This is a genomic window from Mycobacterium sp. (assembly GCF_044223235.1).
GTDB lineage: Bacteria > Actinomycetota > Actinomycetes > Mycobacteriales > Mycobacteriaceae > Mycobacterium.
The window spans coordinates 22,960-41,020 of sequence record NZ_JBGAME010000014.1; the positions used below are offsets into that span (position 1 = coordinate 22,960).

The window sequence follows — 18,061 nt, forward strand, 5'->3', positions numbered from 1 at the left end:
GCAATGACGCGGGTCACAATCCCGGCTAGATGTTCGTCACAGCCGGTCACGCAGCCACCGCTGCTGACCACGCACAAAAGCGGCGCCGACGGCCGCGCCGTGGCCGGGGACGAAGACGGCGTCGTCGCCGCCCGCGTCGAGCACCCGATCCAGCGCGGCGACCCAGCCGGCGACGTCGGAATCGGTGCCGATCGCCGGATCGGCGGACTCCTCGACCAGATCACCGCAGAACACGATGTTTCGGTCACCGGCCCCGCCAACCCCGCCGGCCCCGCCGGCGACGAGGGCGATCAAGTCGTGATCGGTGTGACCGGGCCCGGGGTGGCTGATCCGCACGACCCGGTCGCCGAGATCGACCTCTGCGTCGCGAATCTGATGGTCCGGTTGGCGCAGTGCGGCGATGGCTCGGTCGACCTCGGCGGCGGACGCCCCGTACCGGATGGCATCGATACGCAGGTGCTCGGCGCCCGCGGACATGGCGGCCGCAACCTGCGGTGCGGCGTAAATCGCCGCGCCGGGGAACGCCGAACTGCCCAGGACGTGGTCGAAGTGTGCGTGGGTCAGCAGCACGTGGGTGACCGGCCGTGGGGTGAGGGCGGCGATGCCGCGCCGGATCACGCGCGCCTCGGTCAGCGTGGTGCCCGCGTCGACCAGCAGGGTGCCCGTCGAGCCGACGACCACCCCGACTGTGACGTCGAGAAACGGCAGGCGGCGCCGGAACACGCCCGGGCCCAGGCGCTCCCAGCCCGCGGTCACTGCCCGAGTGTCAGCGACCGGGCGGCGTGGTATTGCTCGATGACCTGCGGGGTGGCTGGGGCGTCGTAGGTCGCTGTCAGGCCGAATGTCCATTCCGGCGGCGAATCCCCTTGCGCCAGAACCCATGCCGCCTGCCGTGCGGCGCCGAGCGCGACATACTCCGCTGGGGTCGGCACATGCACCGGCCTGCCCCACAACGCGGGCGCGATCCGCCTTATCGCTTCCGACCGCGCGCCGCCGCCTACCAGGATGATCCGCTCGACATCGACTCCCTGCGCCGAGATCTTGTCGATGCAGTAAGCCAGCGAAGCGACCAGGCCTTCGACGGCCGCGCGGGCCACGTTCGCGGCAGTGAGATTTCGCGTGGTCAGCCCCTGGAAGGCGCCCGCCGCGCCCGGCAGGTTCGGTGAGCGCTCCCCTTCGAAGTAGGGCACCACCGTCACGCCCTGTGCCCCCGCAGGGGCCTGCAGCGCAAGCCGGTCAAGTTCGTCGAAATCCACCCGCAGCAGGCCTGCGACGGCGGCAAGCACCGGCGCGCCGTTGAGCGTGCACACCAGCGGCAGCTGCCGTCCGGTGGCGTCGGCGAACCCGGCGACCAGCCCTTCGGGGTCATGCGGGGCCGCCGTGCCGACCGCGCTCACCACTCCCGACGTGCCCAGCGACACCACACAATCGCCCGCCACCGCGCCGAGGCCGAGGGCGGCCCCGGCGTTGTCGCCCGCGCCGGGGCCGAGCAGCACCCCGCCCGGCGTCTGCCCGGCCACCTCGTGCGGGCCCAGCACGTGGGGCAACGCAGGGCTGCGTCCGCGCATCGCCAGTTCCAGCAGGTCGGATTGGTAGGTGTCGGTCTCCGACGAGAAGTATCCCGTGCCGCTGGCATCGCTTCGGTCGGTGCGCAGCTCGCCGACGTCCGTCGAACCGGTCAGCCGCCACGCCAGCCAGTCGTGCGGTAGGCACACCGCCGCCGTCGCGTCCGCATGCTCCGGTTCGTTGTCGGCCAGCCAACGCAGCTTCGTCGCGGTGATCGACGCGACCGGGACGACCCCGATGCGGTTGGCCCACTCGGCGGCACCGCCGAGCTCCGCGATGAGTTCGCTGGCCGCATCGCCGGAGCGAGTGTCATTCCACAGCAAGGCATCTCGCACCACTGCCCCACTCGCGTCCAGGCACACCATGCCATGCTGCTGGGCGCCGACCGAGACCGCTGCGACATCGTCGAGCCCGCCCGCGCCCGCAATAGCGGCCTGTAACGCGTCCCACCACAGCCGCGGCGCAACCTCGGTTCCCGCGGGGTGCGGCGCCGACGCCGACCGCACGATCTTCCCGCTGTCCGCATCGCAGATCAGGACCTTGCACGACTGCGTGGATGAGTCGACTCCCGCAACGAGCGCCAACGCGACCTCCTCGGTTGTGCTGAACTATCCAGCGTAGTCACGGGCGGTGGTCCATAGATCCGGCCGACGCGGCGTCATTCTCATCGGCCAAATCACGGGCATACACGGTGAGAGGATCGGCGGATGGACGGCGAGCGTCAGGCAGATGAGGACGACGATCGCGACCCGGGCCGGGCGGAAACGGAAACCGAACGGCTGGACCGCCATTGGGCGAGCCTGCTGCAGGAGCTCCGGGTGGCGCAGACGGGTGTGCAGGTGCTCACCGGTTTCTCCTGACGCTGCCGTTTCAGCAGAGGTTCACCGAACTGAGCCACGTCACCCGGGTCGTGTATCTAGTGACCGTCGCCTGCTCCATCGGCTCGACGGTGATGCTGGTCGCTCCCGTCAGCATGCACCGCGTGTTGTTCCGCCAGCACCAGCTTGATGCCCTGGTGGCCACCTCGCACGCGTACGCCCTCGTCGGCCTGCTGCTGATGGGTTTGACGCTCTCCGGCGCCGCCATCGTCGTCTTCGATGCGGTGCTGGGTCCGGTTCAGGCATGGACCGCCGGCGGGTGCACCCTGCTGGCGCTGACGGCCCTGTGGTTCATCCTCCCGATTCGGGAAAGGCTCAGCAGGTTTGGCCGGTAACGCGTTTGCACGGTGCCAAGTGCGGGAACATAGGATCCATGTTGATCCGACGAATCGCGCGCCCCATGCTGTCGGCTGTCTTCATCGGGCGCGGCGTGGAAGCCCTGCGCAGTCCGAAATCCGCCGCGGACGCAACCCGGCCCACCCTCGAAACCCTGGCAAAGCTGCCCGAACCGGTGGGGCCCGGCGTCCCGTCCAACGCCGAGCTGGTGGCCAGGGTCAACGGGGCCGTACAGATCGGCGGCGGGCTGCTACTCGCCTCCGGCAGGTTGCCCCGGGTGGCCTCGGCCGCGCTGGCGTTGAGCGTGGTTCCCGGAAGCCTTGGCGGACACCAGTTCTGGAACCAGAGTGATCCGCAGCGCCGGGTAGACGAGCGGCGCGCCTTCCTGACCGATGTGAGCCTCATCGGCGGTCTGCTCATCGCAGCGGTCGACACCGAGGGAAAGCCGTCCCTGGGCTGGCGCGGCCGCCGCGCGGCACACAAGATGACCGAGGCGGTCGCGGCCGCACTGCCCGGCGGGGCCGCCGCGGGTGGGGCGCTCGCCGACAGCGCGCTCGCCGACAAGCTTGGTCACGGCCTGCATGCCGGCGCCGAACGTGGCAGGGAGCTGGCTCACGTCGCCCGTGAACGCGGCGCCGAATTCGCCGACGCCGCCCGTGAACGCGGCGCAGAATTCGCCGAAGTGGCCAGGGAGCGTGGCGCGGAACTCGCCGAAGTGGCTCGGGAACGAGGCGCGGAACTCGCCGACGTCGCCCGTGAACGCGGGCCCGAATTCGCCGACGCCGCCCGGGGTCGCCGGGTCGAGTTGGCCGGGGCGGCGGCCGACTTGGCCGACGCGGCACGCGAACGCGCGGGCGAATTCGCCGACACCGCCCGCGATCAGGCCAAGCGGCGCTGGGGCCGCTGATCGCGACGTCGAACCCGCACTCCCCGGCTGCCGGTAGATTGGCGGCATACGTCCTTGCGGCCAGGGAGCACAAACCGATGACATTCGGCAACTATCAACCGTATGGCGATCAACCGTATGGCTATCCGGGCGGTAACCAACCGGCCGGTCTGCGCCCGGGGGGTCTGCTGTCTCGGTTCTTCGCGCGGTTCATCGACGGGATGATCGTCGGCATCGCCGGGTTCTTTCTCGCGTTCTTTACCGACACGTTGTCCAACATCTGGGTCACCGGGTTGTTCACCGGACTGCTCACGTTCGTGTACTTCTTGGTCTTCGAGATCACCCAGGGTTGGACGCCCGGTAAGAAGCTGCTGGGTCTGCGGGTGCTCGGCCCCGCGGGCGCCAGCAAACCGACGGCCCAGCAGTCCGCGATTCGCAATGCATGGACGCTGCTGCCGATCATTCCCTTCGTGGGCGGCCTGCTCGCCTTCGTCGCCATCATCGTGATCGCGGTGACGATCAGCGGCAGCCCGACCAAGCAGGGCAAGCACGACGAGCTCGCAGGAGGAACGCAGGTCGCCAAGGTTTGACGACCTGCGTTCCCGGGTCGGGCGATTAGGGCCCGATTTCAGACCACGCGTCAGATGACGAGGCCCAGTAGCAGCACGAACACCAGGCCCGACACCGACAGGATGGTCTCCATCAACGACCAGGACTTGATGGTCTGACCCACCGACATCCCGAAGAACTCCTTCACCAGCCAGAACCCGGCATCGTTGACGTGGGAGAAGAACAGCGAACCGGCACCGACGGCGAGCACCACCAGTGAGACCTGGCCCGTGCTCATACCGTCCACCAGCCCCAGCATCAGTGAGGAAGCGGTGATGGTGGCCACCGTCGCCGACCCCGTGGCCAGCCGGATGAGCACCGCCAGCACCCAGGCCAGCAGGATCACCGAGACGTTGGCGCCCTTGGCCCAGTCCGCGAGCAGCGTGCCGATGCCGCTGTCGACCAGCACCTGCTTGAAGCCGCCGCCTGCGGCAACGATGAGGATGATGCCCGCGACCGGCGGCAGCGAGGTCTCGATGCATTTGACGATCTGATCGCGGGTCATCGCCGCGCCGCGGCCGAGGGTGAAGATGCCGACCACCACCGCGATCAGCAGCGCCATCAGGGGACGGCCGAGGGTGTCGAAGGTCTGGCGCACCAGGTTGCCCTTGTCGTCGATGAAGATGTCGACCAGCGCCTTGCCCATCATCAGTGCTACGGGCAGCAGGACGCTGAACATGGTGACCGCGAAGCTCGGCCGCACTCGCTGGGTGTTTGCGGCGGTCTGCAGGCTGGTGCCGACCCCGCCGCCCTGCTCGGCCCTGGCGCCGCCACCGCCGCCACCCGGGCCCGGTGTGAAGTCGTCGGCGTCAAACCGGTCCGGCACGTCGAGGACCACCCAGCGGCCGGCGAGGCGTCCGAACAACGGCCCGGCGATGACGACGGTCGGGATGGCGACGGCGACGCCCATGGCCAGGGTCACGCCCAGGTCTGCGTGCAGCAGGTCGATCGCGGTCAGCGGGCCGGGATGCGGCGGAACCAGGCCGTGCATCGCGGACAACCCGGCCAGCGCGGGGATACCCACTGTGATCAACGACAGACCCGATCGCCGGGCCACCAGGTAGATCACCGGCATCAGCAGCACAAGGCCGATCTCGAAGAACATCGGCAGGCCGATGATGGCGCCCACCAACGCCATGGCCCACGGCAGCGCGCGTGGAGAGGAGTGTCCGACGATGGTGTCGACGATCTCGTCGGCACCGCCGGAGTCGGCGAGCAGCTTGGCGAACATTGCGCCGAGGGCGATCAGGATGCCGACGCCTGCGGCGGTGGTACCGAATCCGTCGCTGAACGACCCGAGGACGTCGCTGATGTTCACCCCCGCGACGATGCCGACCGTCAGCGCACCGAAGATGAGCGCGAGAAACGGATGCAGCTTCGTGATGGTGATCAGCACGACGATGAGCGCGATCCCGGCGAGTGCGGCAAGCACCAGTTGCCAGCCGCCTGCCACCGGCTCGGGTAGTTCCGCATCGGCCGCCAAGACGGCCAGTGTTGTGTTCATCGGTTCTCCTGTTCTTCGGTGGACAGCGACCCGACGTAGCTGTCGATGATGGAATCGATCTCCTGGCCGACGTCGATGCTCACGCCGCGCTCATCGGGTTGCAACGGCTCAAGGGTCTGGAACTGCGAGGCCAGCAGCGACTCGGGCATGAAGTGCCCGGGCCTGCTGGCCTGGCGCCGTCCGATGACCGCCAGCGACCCACTCAGATGCAGGAATTCCACGTCCGGCCGATGCCTGCGGAGCTGGTCACGGTACTTGCGTTTGAGGGCCGAGCAGCTCATCACGCCGCCCTCGTCATGTTTGGCCAACCACTCCCCGATGGTTTCCAGCCAGGGGTAGCGGTCGTCGTCGTCGAGGGGCAGCCCCGCCGACATCTTGGCGATGTTCGCCTCTGGATGAAGGTCGTCGGCGTCGGCGAATGGAACGCCGAGGCGCTGTGCGAGCGCTGCGCCGACGGTCGATTTCCCGGACCCCGAAACTCCCATGACCACGATTGGTGACGCCATCGCCTCTCCCTACATTCATGTGCTTGACGTCACAAAGCATGCATTAAAAGTCAGACGATTGCAACCAGAAACTTGATTCATATGCTTTTAACTCATCCCAGCAAACCTATGGCAGGATGTATCGGTGGATTCGCTACCAAACGGCGGCGCCCTGCATGACAACCTGCTCGACGCGCTGGGAACCGGGATCGTCTCCGGCCTGTATCAGGCGGGACAGGTCATCACGCTCGAGGGAGTCAGCGCCGAACACGGGGTGTCACGAAGCGTGGCCCGTGAGGCGGTGCGGGTCCTCGAATCGATGGGCATGGCGCTGTCGAGGCGCAGGGTCGGGATCACGATCCAGCCCCCGGCGAACTGGAATGTCTTCGACCCGAGGCTGATCCGCTGGCGGCTCGACGCCGGCGACCGGGCCGCGCAGCTGGAATCGCTGTCGGAACTTCGGCGCGGATTCGAACCAGCCGCGGCCGCCCTGGCCGCGCGTCGCGCCGACCCCCACCACTGCCGGGTCCTCGCCGCCGCCGTCTCGGACATGTCGGTGCACGGCCGGTCTGGCAATCTAGACGCATACCTGTTGGCGGACAAGGTATTTCACCGAACTCTCCTGGAAGCCAGCGGCAACGAGATGTTCCGGGCGCTCAACGGCGTCGTCGCCGAGGTGTTGTCGGGCCGCACCCACCACGGCATGATGCCCGCGACCCCCAACCCCGCCGCCATCGAACTGCACGACGAGGTCGCCCGGGCCATCCGCACCGGTGACCCCGCTGCCGCCGAACGCGCCATGCGGGCGATCATCGACGAGGCCTCAGCGGCGGTCGCCGAGGAGCTCACCGGCGATGGTTAGCTGTGTCGATGGCCAGAAAACCCGTCCTCGCACGACGGCTGTTCGACCGGTTCGAGCCGATCCATGCCATCACCTATTTCGCTCCGGAGCCCCGCGGCGCTCGACGGCCTGGGCTTGCGCGGGTTCTGGACGGGGTATTTCGCCGCCCGCTCGGCACCGCTTGGCGTGGTGCCCGCCGAGGTCGTAGCCGCGATCTTCTAAAACTTGACACCCGAACGGGTGGCCAAGGCCCTGCCCGCCGTCTGGCAGCTGACCGACCCGCAGCGGCTGCTGGACTGCCGGGAGCATTCCGCGGTGGCGGTGCTGTGGCACGCGGCGACGCTGCTTCGCGAACAGCGCGGCGACGGGCATGTGGCCGCGCTGACCGCCGAGGGGGTCAGCGGACGCGACTGCAACGTCCTGCACGCCGCGGCGGGCCGGGTGCCGCGGGAGATGATCATGCGCAGCCGCGACTACGACGACGACCAGTGGGCCGACCACACCGAACGGCTGCGGCGGCGGGGACTGCTCGACGCCGGCGGAGAGCTGACGACGGCAGGCTGGGACCTGAAAAACCACATCGAGGACACCACCGACGCGCCGGCCCTGCGCGCCCTCGATGCCCTCGACGACGCCGAGGTCGACACGCTGTTCAGGGCGCTCACGCCGCTGACCCGGGCCGTTGTCGCCGCGGGCGACATCCCCGCCGCCACCCCGATGGGCCTCCGGCGCGACGAGCTCGACGACGACGCCGCGCACCTGTCCTGACCGGTCACACCTCAGCGGGGCGCGTACATGATCAGCCCGACACCGAGGAGAGACACCGTCGCCCCCGCCACATCCCAGCGGTCGGGCCGAAAGCCGTCGGCTACCATCCCCCACACCAGCGAACCCGCGACGAACACACCGCCGTAGGCGGCGAGCACCCTGCCGAAATGGGCGTCGGGCTGAAACGCGGCGACGAACCCGTACGCGCCAAGGGACATGATGCCCGCGCCGACCCAGATCCAGCCGCGGTGTTCGCGCACCCCCTGCCACACCAGCCAGGCGCCACCGATCTCGAGCACCGCGGCGAGGACGAACAGCGCTATCGACTTGAGCACCATCACGCTGCAAGCGTGCCGCGCCCGAGCGATTTCGGCGCGGTTACCGACGGTGAGCGTCGATAACCGCGCCGAAATCGCGGGTGTCAGGGGGTCATGTGGCACGAGGAAGGCGGGCTGGCGGCCACGTCCAGCGACGGATTGCGGTCGAAGAAACCGAAAGGCTTAAGCCAGAACGAGACGACGTCGACCGGCATCACCGGCCACTCCTCCGGCCGGGTGATGTGGTGGATGCCGAACACGTACCACAGCACAACGTCGGTGTTGTCGATCGAGCGGTCGGCCTTGGTCCACGCCCCCAGCCCGGTGTCGGTGGCTGACTGGTTGACGAACTCCCCCGCCGGCCAGCGTTCCTCGGCATGGTTCGGGGTGACCCACAGTGTGTGACCGATGACGGTGGCGCGCTGGAAGACTGGGGACGCAGGGTCGAACATCGCCGGGAACGCGCCACCGGGCACCAGCTTGTAGGCCGGATGGGTGCCCAGGCCGTTGGTGACGTTGGTGTTGACCACCTTCCAGCCCCGCTGGGTTTCGTAGTTCATGTCCTGCATGCCTTCGGACTCGGTCCGCAGCGGCACGCTGCGCTGAACGACCGACAGGCCATAGGGATTGTCCGGCCCCATCGGTTCGGCGAAGGACTCGGACATGTAGACCGTGTTGTCGGTGCCGTCGACGTCGAGGTCCAGCCGGGCCACCAGGAAGTGCTGATGGTAGGGAGCGTAGGTGCGTTCGTCGACCAGCGTCCCGTTCGGATTGGGCTGTCCCGGCGCCAACGGCGTGGTCACCATGATCCCGGTGGCGCGCACCTCGCACTCGATGTTGCCGTCCTGATAGAACCGCCAGTACACCAGGTACTCGTAGTTCGCGACGGTGACGTGCGACGAGACGGTCAGCCTGCGCATGCGCCGCACCTCGGCCCCGATGTCGGCGTCGACGTGTTTCCACAGGATCGCGTTGTCCTCCTCGTGGATGCAGATCGCGTTGCGGATGGTGTACGGCTCACCTTTGCTGTCATGCAGAGTGGCGTCGACGTAGCGGATCTCGCCGAGGCAGTCGCAGCCCAGCTCCAGTGACGTCGTCATGAACCCGAGGCCCCACTCACCGATGTCGAAGGCCGTGCGGCGGTAATGGTCCACGGACGAGTCGCGATACGGAACCATCATCTCGGCGAACGACATCCGGTAGGCGATCGGACGATCGCGTTCGCCGTCGCGGTAGCTGACGGTGTGCAGCGTCATACCTTCGCGGTGGTTGAATCCCAGCCGCAGCGACCAGTTCTGCCAGCGCAACAGGTTGCCGTCAAGGGTGAACGACGGCCCGTCGGACTGCACGATGTCCAGCGGGGTGAGCGGATCGCGTCGCCAGCCGGCCTTGATCCGCTCCGGAATATGTTTGGGCACATACTCGCCCATCACGTCGGGCGAGGTGGCGCCGCCGTCGGAGAACGGCCCGCTGTCCTCGATGCTGAGCAGTTCCATGGTGTTCAGGTCGATGACGCAGTGCAGCCCGCTCACCGGATGGGCGTAGGGGTTGGCGCCCGGTTCCTTCTTCACCCACGTGTCGGACCAGCCGATGCGCCGGTCGCGGTACTCGGGCGGCGCCACCGCATTGCCGTAGGTCCAGGTGTCCATGAACACCAGATCCAGGTCGGTGATCCCGCGCTTGGCCAGCGCGGCGATCACATCGGGGTGCTTGCGCAGCGCCTCGTCGCATTCGTGGAACTCGTCGACGGTGAAGTTCACCTGCACGCCGGGGATGTGCTCGAAAGACTCGATGCGGTCGTCGGTCAGCGACACCACCGACCGGTAGGTCGCATTCTTCGAGCGGTCCAGGCACAGCACCAGAGCCTTGCGCGGTGGGCGTGGCCCGCCCGCGTCGAACGCGGCGATGTCGGACTTCGCAGGCTCGAGCATCTCGATGCACGCGATGCGCCAGCCGTCGCCGACACCCCGATCACGCCGCAGGAGCGCGGCCACGTTGCTGAACTCGTCACCCGACAGCGGATCCAATGGATGTTTCACGCGATTACGCAATCACATCCGCCGAAGTTGCGCAGGCATTCTTCGGCTTTTTGCGGATCACGCACAGCGCTATCGGACGTTGGCTATCTGACGGTGAGAGTGAAACCTCCCACGCCTGCCTGCGCCGCGAATCCGGGTCGCTCTCGACACGGCTGTCCCTGTCGAACACCGGTGGCGATGCGGACGGCCCGGCCGCGCCTGCCCACCGATGGCGCGCCGGGCCGATAGCCTGACCGTATGCGGATTGCTGTGATGGTCGCGGCGTCTGTGCTGGTGACGGGCTGCTCACAGTGGGTGGTGGGCGATTCGGAGCGCGCCGCTCCGGCAAACGCGCCCTCCTCGAGCCTGGCCGGACACGCTCCCGCGGCGCCTGCTGATCCCGGTGCCAAGTCGGAATCTCCGCGTGCCGGAGCGCCCATCGCCGAGGTCATCGACTGGATCGAGGCGGGCAGTCCCGTGGATGCCGGTGCGTACCGCACCGCGACCCGCGACGGCCAGGCCACACAGTTGGGTGAGGACGTCGCGTTCACCACACCGGCGGGGTCTTCGGTCAACTGCATGACCGACGCGCGAAGCGGGGGTGCGCTGGCCTGCCTGGTCGATCTCACCGAGCCGCCAGCGCAGCCGGCGGAGGTCTACGGCGAGTGGGTCGGCGGCTGGGTGGATTTCCCGGGCCAGACTCTGGAAATCGGCTCCGTGCACGGCGATCCCGGCCGTTTCACCCGCGGCACGGGCCCGTTGGTGCCGCAGGGGCGCACACTGAGTTTCGGCGACTACCGCTGCCGCACCGAATCCGCCGCCGCGGTTTGCGTGAACTATGCGCACCAGTCCGCGGCGCGTTTCTCTGCCGAGGGCATCGAACCGTTCGGCTGTCTTCGGCGCGTCACGCCGCCGGCCGACGTCGGCGTCAAGTTCAGCTGCTGAACGAACGCGTGCGTCAGGCGACGCCCTTCTGCTGGAGCAGCGGCAGCACACCCTCGGCGAACCAGTACGCCTCTTCCAGGTGCGGATACCCGGACAGGATGAACTCGTCGAAGCCCAGCGAGTGGTACTCGCAGATCAGGTTGGCCACCTCGGCGTGACTGCCGACCAGCGCGGTGCCTGCACCGCCGCGCACCAGCCCGACACCGGCCCATAGGTTGGGGTAGATCTCCAGCTGGTCGACCCGCCCACCGTGCAGGGCGGTCATCCGGCGCTGTCCTTCCGATTCCGAATGTGCGTGCAGCTGTGTGGCGTTGGCGATCTGCTCGGGGGAAAGCCCCGCCAGCAGTTCGTCGGCGACCGCCCACGCCGCCGCCGACGTGTCCCGGCTGATGGTGTGCAGCCTGATGCCGAACCGCACGGCGCGGCCACGCTCCTCGGCCAGCCGGCGCACCTCGGCGATCTTGGCCGCCGCGGCCGGCGGTGGTTCGCCCCAGGTGAGATAGACGTCGGCGTGTTCGGCCGCCACGGGCAGCGCCGCGGCCGACGAACCGCCGAAATAGATCTGCGGCACCGGATCCGGCGGAGCCGACACCCGCGCATCGGTCACGTCGTAGTAGCGGCCCGCGAAGTCGACGGTCTCCTGCCGCCACACCGCGTTGACGATGTGCAGGAATTCGGAGGTACGCGCGTACCGCTCGTCGTGGCTGAGCGAGTCGCCGAACCGCCGCTGCTCCTTGTCGTCACCCCCGCTGACGATGTTCAACAGCACCCGCCCACCGGAGAACCGCTGCAGCGTCGCGGTCTGCTGGGCGGCCAGCGTCGGCGGCACCAGACCGGGCCGGAAGGCTACGAGGAACTTCAGCCGTTCGGTCTCGGCCAGCAGCGCCGCCGCCGTCAACCAGGCGTCCTCGCACCAGGTTCCGGTCGGGGTGAGCACCCCCTCGAACCCGAGCCGGTCGGCCGCGCGGGCCACCTCGGCGAGATATCCGCGGGTGGGCGGCCGGTAGTTGGCGGGCACGGTGTGATGCGACGATGCGTGCGACGCGCCAACAATGGACCTGCTGTCACCGTTGGTCGGCAGGAACCAGAAGAACTTCCCGCGTGCGGCCGACGTTTCGGGTTGAACGCTCATTTCACTCCTAGCTGGCGCTGATCAGGCCGGGACGCAACACATCGTTGTAGCGTCGGTCCACCCAGTTCTCGATATCCGGCGCGGTCGCGATCTGGCCTGATTGTGCGAACAGGTCTGCGATCTTCTGCTCGGACGCGATCACCTGATCGTCGAGTTCGGTGGGCAGCCGCAGGCTGCGCGACTGGGATACCTCGGCGACCTGGGGGTCCAGGCCCACCGCCGCGGCGTAGCTTGCCGCCCATTGCTCGGGATGCTCACGCGCCCATCGCGCCGCCTTCTCGAACCGGACCAGCAGGTCGGCCAGCGCGGTGTTGCGTTTGGGGTCGGCCAGCGACTGATCGGAGGCGATGCCGAACCAGTAGCCGTTGGTGACGTCCTTGGCCTGCCCGATGCTGCGCACCGGCAGCTGCGCCGCGGCCTGCGCGGTGTAGGGATCCCAGATCGCCCAGGCGTCGGTCTGGTGGCCGGTGAACGCCGACAGCGCGTCCGCGGGCTGCAGGAACACCAGCTTCACGTCCTCGGGTGTCAGCCCCGCCCGCTGCAGCTGGGCCAGGATGTGGCCGTGCGCCGAGCTGCCCTTGCCGACGGCGATGCTCTTGCCGCGCAGGTCCGCGATCGACTGGATGGGCGAGTCGGCGTGCACCAGGATCTGGTCTCCGACACCACCGCCGTTGTAGGCGGAGACCACCTTCACCTTGGCGCCGGATGCGGCGCCGAAGATCGGCGGGGTGTTGCCGGTGATGGCGAAGTCGATCTTGCCCGCGGTGGCCGCCTCCACCTGCGGCGGGCCGGATGTAAAGGTGGAGAACACCACCGTGTAGGGCACACCCTCCAGTGCGTTCGCCGCCCTCAGCAGCGACTCCGTGCCGCCCTTCTGGTCGCCGATCTGCAATGTCACGTCGGTGAGTTCCGACAGCGGCACGGTTGGGGGCGCCTCTTGCGCCCCCTGGGTCTCCTCGCGCGATACACAGCCGGCGAGAAGGCCGGTGCTCAGCAGCAGGACGGCCGCGCGGGCCGCGATCGCTCGTCCGGCAGTGGACATGGCGGACATGGCTGTTCCCTCTTTCGTGTTGCTGGGGTGCTGTGTCAGATCCGCACGCCGAGTCTGTCAAGCAGTTCGGCGCGGTAACGCTCCGTGTTCGGCGACGGGTCGGCCGATGAGCGACGCGTATCGGTGATGTCGAGTTCGTGCACCACCCGCCCGGCTTCGAGCACCAGGACACGGTCGGCCAGCGCGACAGCCTCGTCGACGTCGTGGGTCACGAGCAGCACACCGAACCGGTGCGCTCGCCACAGCTCAAGCAGCAGCGCACGCATGCTCAACCGGGTCAACGCATCCAGCGCGCCGAACGGTTCGTCGAGCAGCAGCAGCTCGGGTTCACCGACCAGCGCCCTGGCCAGCGAAACCCGTTGGGCCTGGCCACCGGACAGCGTGAGCGGCCAGGCCTCGGCGCGGTCGGCCAGCCCGACGGCGGCCAGCGCCACCGCCGCACGCCGGGCAGCTTCGGCCTTCGACACCGTGAGTCGGGTCAGTCCGTAAGCGACGTTGGTCCGCACGTCACGCCAGGGGAACAGCCGCGGCTCCTGAAACGCCAGCGCCGGGGCGCCCGCCACCGTCCGCTCACCGGTGTGGTCGGTGGACAGGCCCGCCAGCACCCGCAGGACTGTCGATTTGCCCGATCCGCTGCGCCCCACCAACGCCACGATCTCACCGCGAGCGACCCGCACGGAGACGTCGACGAGCGCGTGGTGCTCGCCGTACCATTTGTTCACCCCGCTCAACTCGCCGACGACATCGCTGTCGGATTGTGCGGCAACGTGATTGGCGTCCCCGCCCGGGAATGTCACGGTCATGGCCGGTACCTGAGGGCGCGGCGTTCCAGCACCCGCACGATCGCGTCGGTGCCGATGCCCAGCATCGCGTAGACGATCAGCCCGACGATGATGACGTCGATCCGGAGGAAGTCGCGGGCATTGTTGATCAGGAAGCCGATCCCCTTGTCGGCGTTGATCTGTTCGGCGACGATCAGGGTGAGCCACGCGATCGCCAGCGCCTGCCGCAGGCCGACCAGCACTTGGGGCGCGGTGCACGGCGCGATGATGATGCGGAACCGCTGCCAGAACGAAAAGCCCAGAACCTGAGCGGTTTCGAAGAGTTTGGGATCGACCTGGCGGATGGCGGAGAAGGTGTTGAGGTAGAGCGGGAAACTCACCCCGAGCGCGACAAGCAGCACCTTGGGCAGTTCACCGATGCCGAACCACAGGATGAACAGCGGGATGAGGCCAAGATGCGGCAACGCCCGCAACATCTGCATCGGCGGGTCGACGGTGGCCTCCGCCCACCGGGACAACCCGACCGCGGTGCCGAGGACGACGCCGACGACCCCGCCGAGCAGCAGACCTTCGATCACCCGGACACCCGACACGCGCAGCGCATCGGCCAGTTCGCCGGTGCGGACGAGTTCCACGCCGGCCCCCGCGATCAGCGACGGGGCGGGCAGCACATCCTGTGGGATCAGACCCGTGGCGCTGCCCAGCTGCCAGAGCCCCAGCAGCACGATCGGAGACACCAGCCGAACCAGGCCCCAGGTCCGCGCGCTCCGGGCACCCTTAACGGCCGCCGCGGCTGACGCGGGCACCGATCCGACGAGGCTTGTCACGAGAAGTGAACGGTATGCACCGCGACCGCGGGAATGAAGGGTTTGGTTCGCCGTGAGGAAAACGTGAGCAAACGTGAGCAAAGCAGCAGCCCCGCCGGAGTACCGATGCGGATCGGCACTGCGGCGGGGCTGCGGGGCAAGGGGCGCTTCGACCGCTCAGCTAAAGCGGAACTTTCCGGTCACCAGGGTGGCGGTCACCGGCCTGTCATTGATGGTGGATCCGAAGGACCCGTTCTGCAGCCGGGTGAGCTGGTTGGCCTGCTGCAGCAGCCGCTTGTTACGCACCTCGGAGCGGAACTGGTCGTCCCTGAGGATCTGCAGTTCGGCCTGCTCGAAGTTGCGCCCGCTCAGTCCGTTGAACTGAACGCCCGTAGCGGAACCGTTGGGCCGCAGCACCCAGGAAGCGCGCACGCCGTCCAGCTCGGCGGTGTACATCCCGGCGGGATCGACCACCGGAAGGGCGGTGAAGGTGTAAGTGACGCCGTCCATCGTCAGGTCGCCCTCGACGTCGGTCCCGTCGAACGACGCTTTGAGCGTGTCACGGAACCGCGAGGTGATGTCGATGGCGCCGTCGGCCTGATCGCCGAAGAACCAGGCCTCGTCGTCGGTGCCGTTGCAGGCGTAGGCGGCGATCTCGTCGCCCTCGACGGAGATGCCGATGGTCATGGTCTTGCCGTCCTTCTCCATGTCGGCGATGTATCGGGCGTTCTCGGGGAAGGGTGCGGCGGTCGCGGGCGCGGTCGTGGCGGCCGGCTCGGAAGGCTCGGACGGAGAAGCCGTCGATGCCTCCGTTGAGGTGCCACTCGAGCAAGCAGTCAGGGTGCCGAAGGCGAACATCGCGCCGACACCGAGGAGCAGGATGCGGGTGTGGGTTTTCATGTGACCAGCATGGATGGCGGGAAGCCCTGGCACATGGAGATCGCGTGGAGATTGCGTGGAGATCCGCAGCGACCTTGGAGCAAAGCGTCGTCAGGCCGCGAGGAAGCCACGTAACTCGTCGCGGAACATCGGCCAGGCCGGCTCCGTGGCGGTCAGCAGGTGGTTGTTGCTGGCCAGCGCCACCAAACTGGAGTCGGGAATCAGGCTGGCCAGTTCCTCGCCAAACCGCAGCGGTACCCGGTGGTCGTCGCGGGAATGCATGATCAGGGTGGGACAGCGGACCTGGCCTGCTTCCTCGCGCACATCGATACGGGCGAACTCGGTCAGGAATCGCACCGCGTTCTCCGGTGAGGTCGTGCGGCGCTGCAACTGGTCGAACGCCGCCCAGTCGGCCCGGGTGCCGTCGGGCTGGAACTGTGCGGCGAACACCTGGCGGAACACCGGATCGTCACGGCCCCAGCCGACCCGCGCCAGATCGAGATCCAGTGCGGCGGCACGCTTTTCCTCGTCATCAATAGCCCGGACGGCGCGCCCGCGGGCGTACGCGCCGCACAGCACGAGCTTGCTGACCCGGTCGGGATGACGAGCGGCGTAGGCCACCGCGACGGCGCCGCCCTGGGACACCCCCAGCAGCGGGAAGCGGTCCAGTCCCACCGCCTCGACCACCGACTCCAGGTCGGTGACCCAGTCGTCGAACGTGAAATCCTTTGCTTCCCAGTCGGATAGCCCGCAGCCACGTTCGTCGTAGCGGATGAACGTGTGCGTCATCGCCAGATCGCGCACCCAGTGTTTCCACACCGGACTTTCGATGTCGTACCCCAGGTGGGTCATCCAGTTGGCTGCCCGCACCAGCGGTGGGCCCTCCCCCGCCACCGCGTAGGCCAGCCGGATGCCGTCGGCCGCACGGCAGAAGGCGATGTGCTGGCGTGGCACCGGCGGTTCGGGTAGCGGCTGCTCACGCGGGCCGCCGTCGGCCATGATGGTGCCGACGAACTGATACCCGCGCCCACGCACCGTGCGGATGTAGCGCTGCGACTCGCCGTCGTCGCCCAGCGCCCGGCGTGCCGCCTTGATCCTGCTGGTCAGCGCGGCCTCGCCGACGAACCGCCCGCCCCAGACCGCGTCGAACAGCTCCTCCTTGCTGAGGAACCGGTCGTGGTTGCGGACGAGTTCGGTCAGCACGTCGAACACCTGCGGCTCGACCCGGATCACCTCGCCCGCGTGCCGCAGTTCGTACGTGCCGGTGTCCAGCACGAATTCGTCCCACCGCCACACGCGCGCCGGTGCTGGTTCGGTGCTGGCCAACGTCCGCGATACCCCGTCTCGGCTAGGTCTTTCCGGGTTCGATTCGTGTCATCCGGGGCCAATCGTACGGCCTACCTGCCGCTCAGCTGTGGCTGTGCTGTGAGCGCCGCCCACGGGCTAGCGCCAACCATCCGCCGCCCGCGCCGCACGCATGAGTTCGTCGCACAGCTGCCTCAGCTCGGCGCCGGGCGCCCCCTCCTCGATCGCGATCGCGACGTCCTCTGCGGCGCAGCGGACCTGGTAAACCCGGTCGGAAAGCTGGGAGGCCTCCTCGGCGGACAGCACGACGGCATCGGCGGCGAGCATGGTGCCCTTGATCATGGCCCGCTGCTCGTAGGCCCGCTGACGGCAGGACTGTCTGCAGTACTGGCGCCGCCTGCCCATCCCGGAATCGGGCACCTCGCGGCCGCACCAGCGGCACGGCTGGAGACGTCGCGAACGGCTCGGTCGGGTGATCGAGGATGCCACGGAACCCGACTGTAGACGGCCCACCGGCGGAAACCGCGTATCATCTCCGGCTGAGTCGGGAACTTCGCGGACGGCCTCCGCGTTGGATATCCGGACAAAACGGTTCGTGCAAGGGAGTGTTGACGATGGCTGATCGTGTCCTGCGAGGCAGTCGCCTCGGAGCTGTGAGCTACGAGACCGACCGCAACCACGACCTGGCGCCCCGTCAGGTCGCTCGCTACCGCACCGACAACGGCGAGGAGTTCGACGTCCCGTTCGCCGACGACGCCGAGATCCCCGGCACCTGGCTGTGCCGCAACGGCATGGAAGGCACCCTCATCGAGGGCGACATTCCGGAACCCAAGAAGGTCAAGCCGCCGCGCACCCACTGGGACATGCTGCTGGAGCGCCGTTCGGTCGACGAGCTCGAGGACCTGCTCAAGGAGCGCCTCGAACTGCTCAAGTCGCGCAGACGCGGTAGCTGA

At 68.3% G+C, this 18,061-nt stretch carries 18 protein-coding genes and 2 pseudogenes; 7 read left to right on the top strand and 13 right to left on the bottom strand.

What is annotated here, in order from left to right; all coding sequences use genetic code 11:
* Nucleotides 1–36 precede the first annotated feature (36 nt).
* Together ADBZ6K_RS16900 and xylB are read right to left on the bottom strand one after the other, a co-directional pair.
* Nucleotides 37–756: an MBL fold metallo-hydrolase gene (locus ADBZ6K_RS16900; RefSeq protein ID WP_526348703.1), complete on the bottom strand. Its 720-nt coding sequence runs from the start codon at nt 754–756 to the stop codon at nt 37–39.
* Nucleotides 753–2,150, bottom strand: coding sequence for a xylulokinase (gene xylB, locus ADBZ6K_RS16905; RefSeq protein WP_526348705.1), 1,398 nt, complete (start codon nt 2,148–2,150; stop codon nt 753–755). Before xylB ends, ADBZ6K_RS16900 begins: the two co-directional genes overlap by 4 nt.
* Nucleotides 2,151–2,273: 123 nt before the next feature.
* Between xylB and ADBZ6K_RS16910 the strand changes: the two are divergent.
* The 3 genes and pseudogenes from ADBZ6K_RS16910 (at nt 2,274) to ADBZ6K_RS16920 (ending at nt 4,256) form a co-directional block, all read left to right on the top strand.
* Nucleotides 2,274–2,779 (top strand): annotated as a pseudogene (locus ADBZ6K_RS16910) (DUF6328 family protein).
* Between the two features lie 38 nt (nt 2,780–2,817).
* Nucleotides 2,818–3,687 (top strand): DoxX family membrane protein, encoded by an 870-nt coding sequence (locus tag ADBZ6K_RS16915; RefSeq protein WP_526348707.1) that lies wholly within the window; start codon nt 2,818–2,820, stop codon nt 3,685–3,687.
* Nucleotides 3,688–3,764: 77 nt separating this feature from the next.
* A complete protein-coding gene (locus ADBZ6K_RS16920) occupies nt 3,765–4,256 on the top strand; it encodes an RDD family protein (RefSeq protein ID WP_526348709.1) in 492 nt (163 codons plus the stop codon).
* Nucleotides 4,257–4,306: 50 nt separating this feature from the next.
* Here ADBZ6K_RS16920 and ADBZ6K_RS16925 read toward each other — a convergent pair whose 3' ends face one another.
* Complete coding sequence (locus ADBZ6K_RS16925; protein WP_526348711.1) at nt 4,307–5,779, bottom strand: GntP family permease; 1,473 nt, start codon at nt 5,777–5,779, stop codon at nt 4,307–4,309.
* On the bottom strand, nt 5,776–6,285 hold the full coding sequence (locus tag ADBZ6K_RS16930) for a gluconokinase (protein WP_526348713.1): 510 nt from the start codon (nt 6,283–6,285) through the stop codon (nt 5,776–5,778). Before ADBZ6K_RS16930 ends, ADBZ6K_RS16925 begins: the two co-directional genes overlap by 4 nt.
* Before the next feature lie 124 nt (nt 6,286–6,409).
* Here ADBZ6K_RS16930 and ADBZ6K_RS16935 point away from each other — a divergent pair, with 124 nt between their 5' ends.
* Nucleotides 6,410–7,126 carry a FadR/GntR family transcriptional regulator gene (locus ADBZ6K_RS16935; protein ID WP_526348715.1) on the top strand — a complete coding sequence of 239 codons (717 nt, stop codon included), beginning with the start codon at nt 6,410–6,412 and terminating at the stop codon, nt 7,124–7,126.
* An 8-nt stretch (nt 7,127–7,134) separates the two neighbouring features.
* Nucleotides 7,135–7,873: pseudogene (locus ADBZ6K_RS16940) on the top strand (SCO6745 family protein).
* A gap of 11 nt (nt 7,874–7,884) precedes the next feature.
* On the opposite strand, the gene ADBZ6K_RS16945 reads toward ADBZ6K_RS16940, so the two are convergent.
* Both ADBZ6K_RS16945 and ADBZ6K_RS16950 read right to left on the bottom strand, forming a co-directional pair.
* Nucleotides 7,885–8,211, bottom strand: a complete 327-nt coding sequence (locus ADBZ6K_RS16945) for a YnfA family protein (RefSeq protein ID WP_526348873.1) — start codon at nt 8,209–8,211, stop codon at nt 7,885–7,887.
* Nucleotides 8,212–8,294: 83 nt separating this feature from the next.
* On the bottom strand, nt 8,295–10,229 hold the full coding sequence (locus ADBZ6K_RS16950; RefSeq protein WP_526348717.1) for a primary-amine oxidase: 1,935 nt from the start codon (nt 10,227–10,229) through the stop codon (nt 8,295–8,297).
* Nucleotides 10,230–10,466: 237 nt separating this feature from the next.
* Between ADBZ6K_RS16950 and ADBZ6K_RS16955 the strand changes: the two genes are divergently transcribed.
* Nucleotides 10,467–11,153, top strand: a complete 687-nt coding sequence (locus tag ADBZ6K_RS16955) for a hypothetical protein (protein ID WP_526348719.1) — start codon at nt 10,467–10,469, stop codon at nt 11,151–11,153.
* 13 nt (nt 11,154–11,166) lie between these two features.
* Here ADBZ6K_RS16955 and ADBZ6K_RS16960 read toward each other — a convergent pair whose 3' ends face one another.
* From ADBZ6K_RS16960 to ADBZ6K_RS16990, 7 genes are all read right to left on the bottom strand, one after another.
* Nucleotides 11,167–12,285 carry an LLM class flavin-dependent oxidoreductase gene (locus tag ADBZ6K_RS16960; RefSeq protein ID WP_526348721.1) on the bottom strand — a complete coding sequence of 373 codons (1,119 nt, stop codon included), beginning with the start codon at nt 12,283–12,285 and terminating at the stop codon, nt 11,167–11,169.
* Between the two features lie 7 nt (nt 12,286–12,292).
* A complete protein-coding gene (locus tag ADBZ6K_RS16965) occupies nt 12,293–13,327 on the bottom strand; it encodes an ABC transporter substrate-binding protein (protein WP_526348875.1) in 1,035 nt (344 codons plus the stop codon).
* Between the two features lie 44 nt (nt 13,328–13,371).
* Nucleotides 13,372–14,139 (bottom strand): ABC transporter ATP-binding protein, encoded by a 768-nt coding sequence (locus ADBZ6K_RS16970; protein ID WP_526348723.1) that lies wholly within the window; start codon nt 14,137–14,139, stop codon nt 13,372–13,374.
* Nucleotides 14,136–14,924, bottom strand: coding sequence for an ABC transporter permease (locus ADBZ6K_RS16975; protein ID WP_526348877.1), 789 nt, complete (start codon nt 14,922–14,924; stop codon nt 14,136–14,138). The genes ADBZ6K_RS16970 and ADBZ6K_RS16975 overlap by 4 nt, the downstream gene beginning before the upstream one ends.
* A gap of 177 nt (nt 14,925–15,101) precedes the next feature.
* The gene (locus tag ADBZ6K_RS16980; protein WP_526348725.1) at nt 15,102–15,824 is read right to left on the bottom strand and encodes a hypothetical protein; all 723 of its coding nucleotides are present in this window, start codon (nt 15,822–15,824) and stop codon (nt 15,102–15,104) included.
* A 90-nt stretch (nt 15,825–15,914) separates the two neighbouring features.
* A complete protein-coding gene (locus ADBZ6K_RS16985; protein WP_526348727.1) occupies nt 15,915–17,099 on the bottom strand; it encodes an alpha/beta hydrolase in 1,185 nt (394 codons plus the stop codon).
* Between the two features lie 147 nt (nt 17,100–17,246).
* The gene (locus tag ADBZ6K_RS16990) at nt 17,247–17,597 is read right to left on the bottom strand and encodes a hypothetical protein (protein ID WP_526348729.1); all 351 of its coding nucleotides are present in this window, start codon (nt 17,595–17,597) and stop codon (nt 17,247–17,249) included.
* Nucleotides 17,598–17,722: 125 nt separating this feature from the next.
* Between ADBZ6K_RS16990 and ADBZ6K_RS16995 the strand changes: the two genes are divergently transcribed.
* Complete coding sequence (locus tag ADBZ6K_RS16995; RefSeq protein WP_526348731.1) at nt 17,723–18,061, top strand: RNA polymerase-binding protein RbpA; 339 nt, start codon at nt 17,723–17,725, stop codon at nt 18,059–18,061.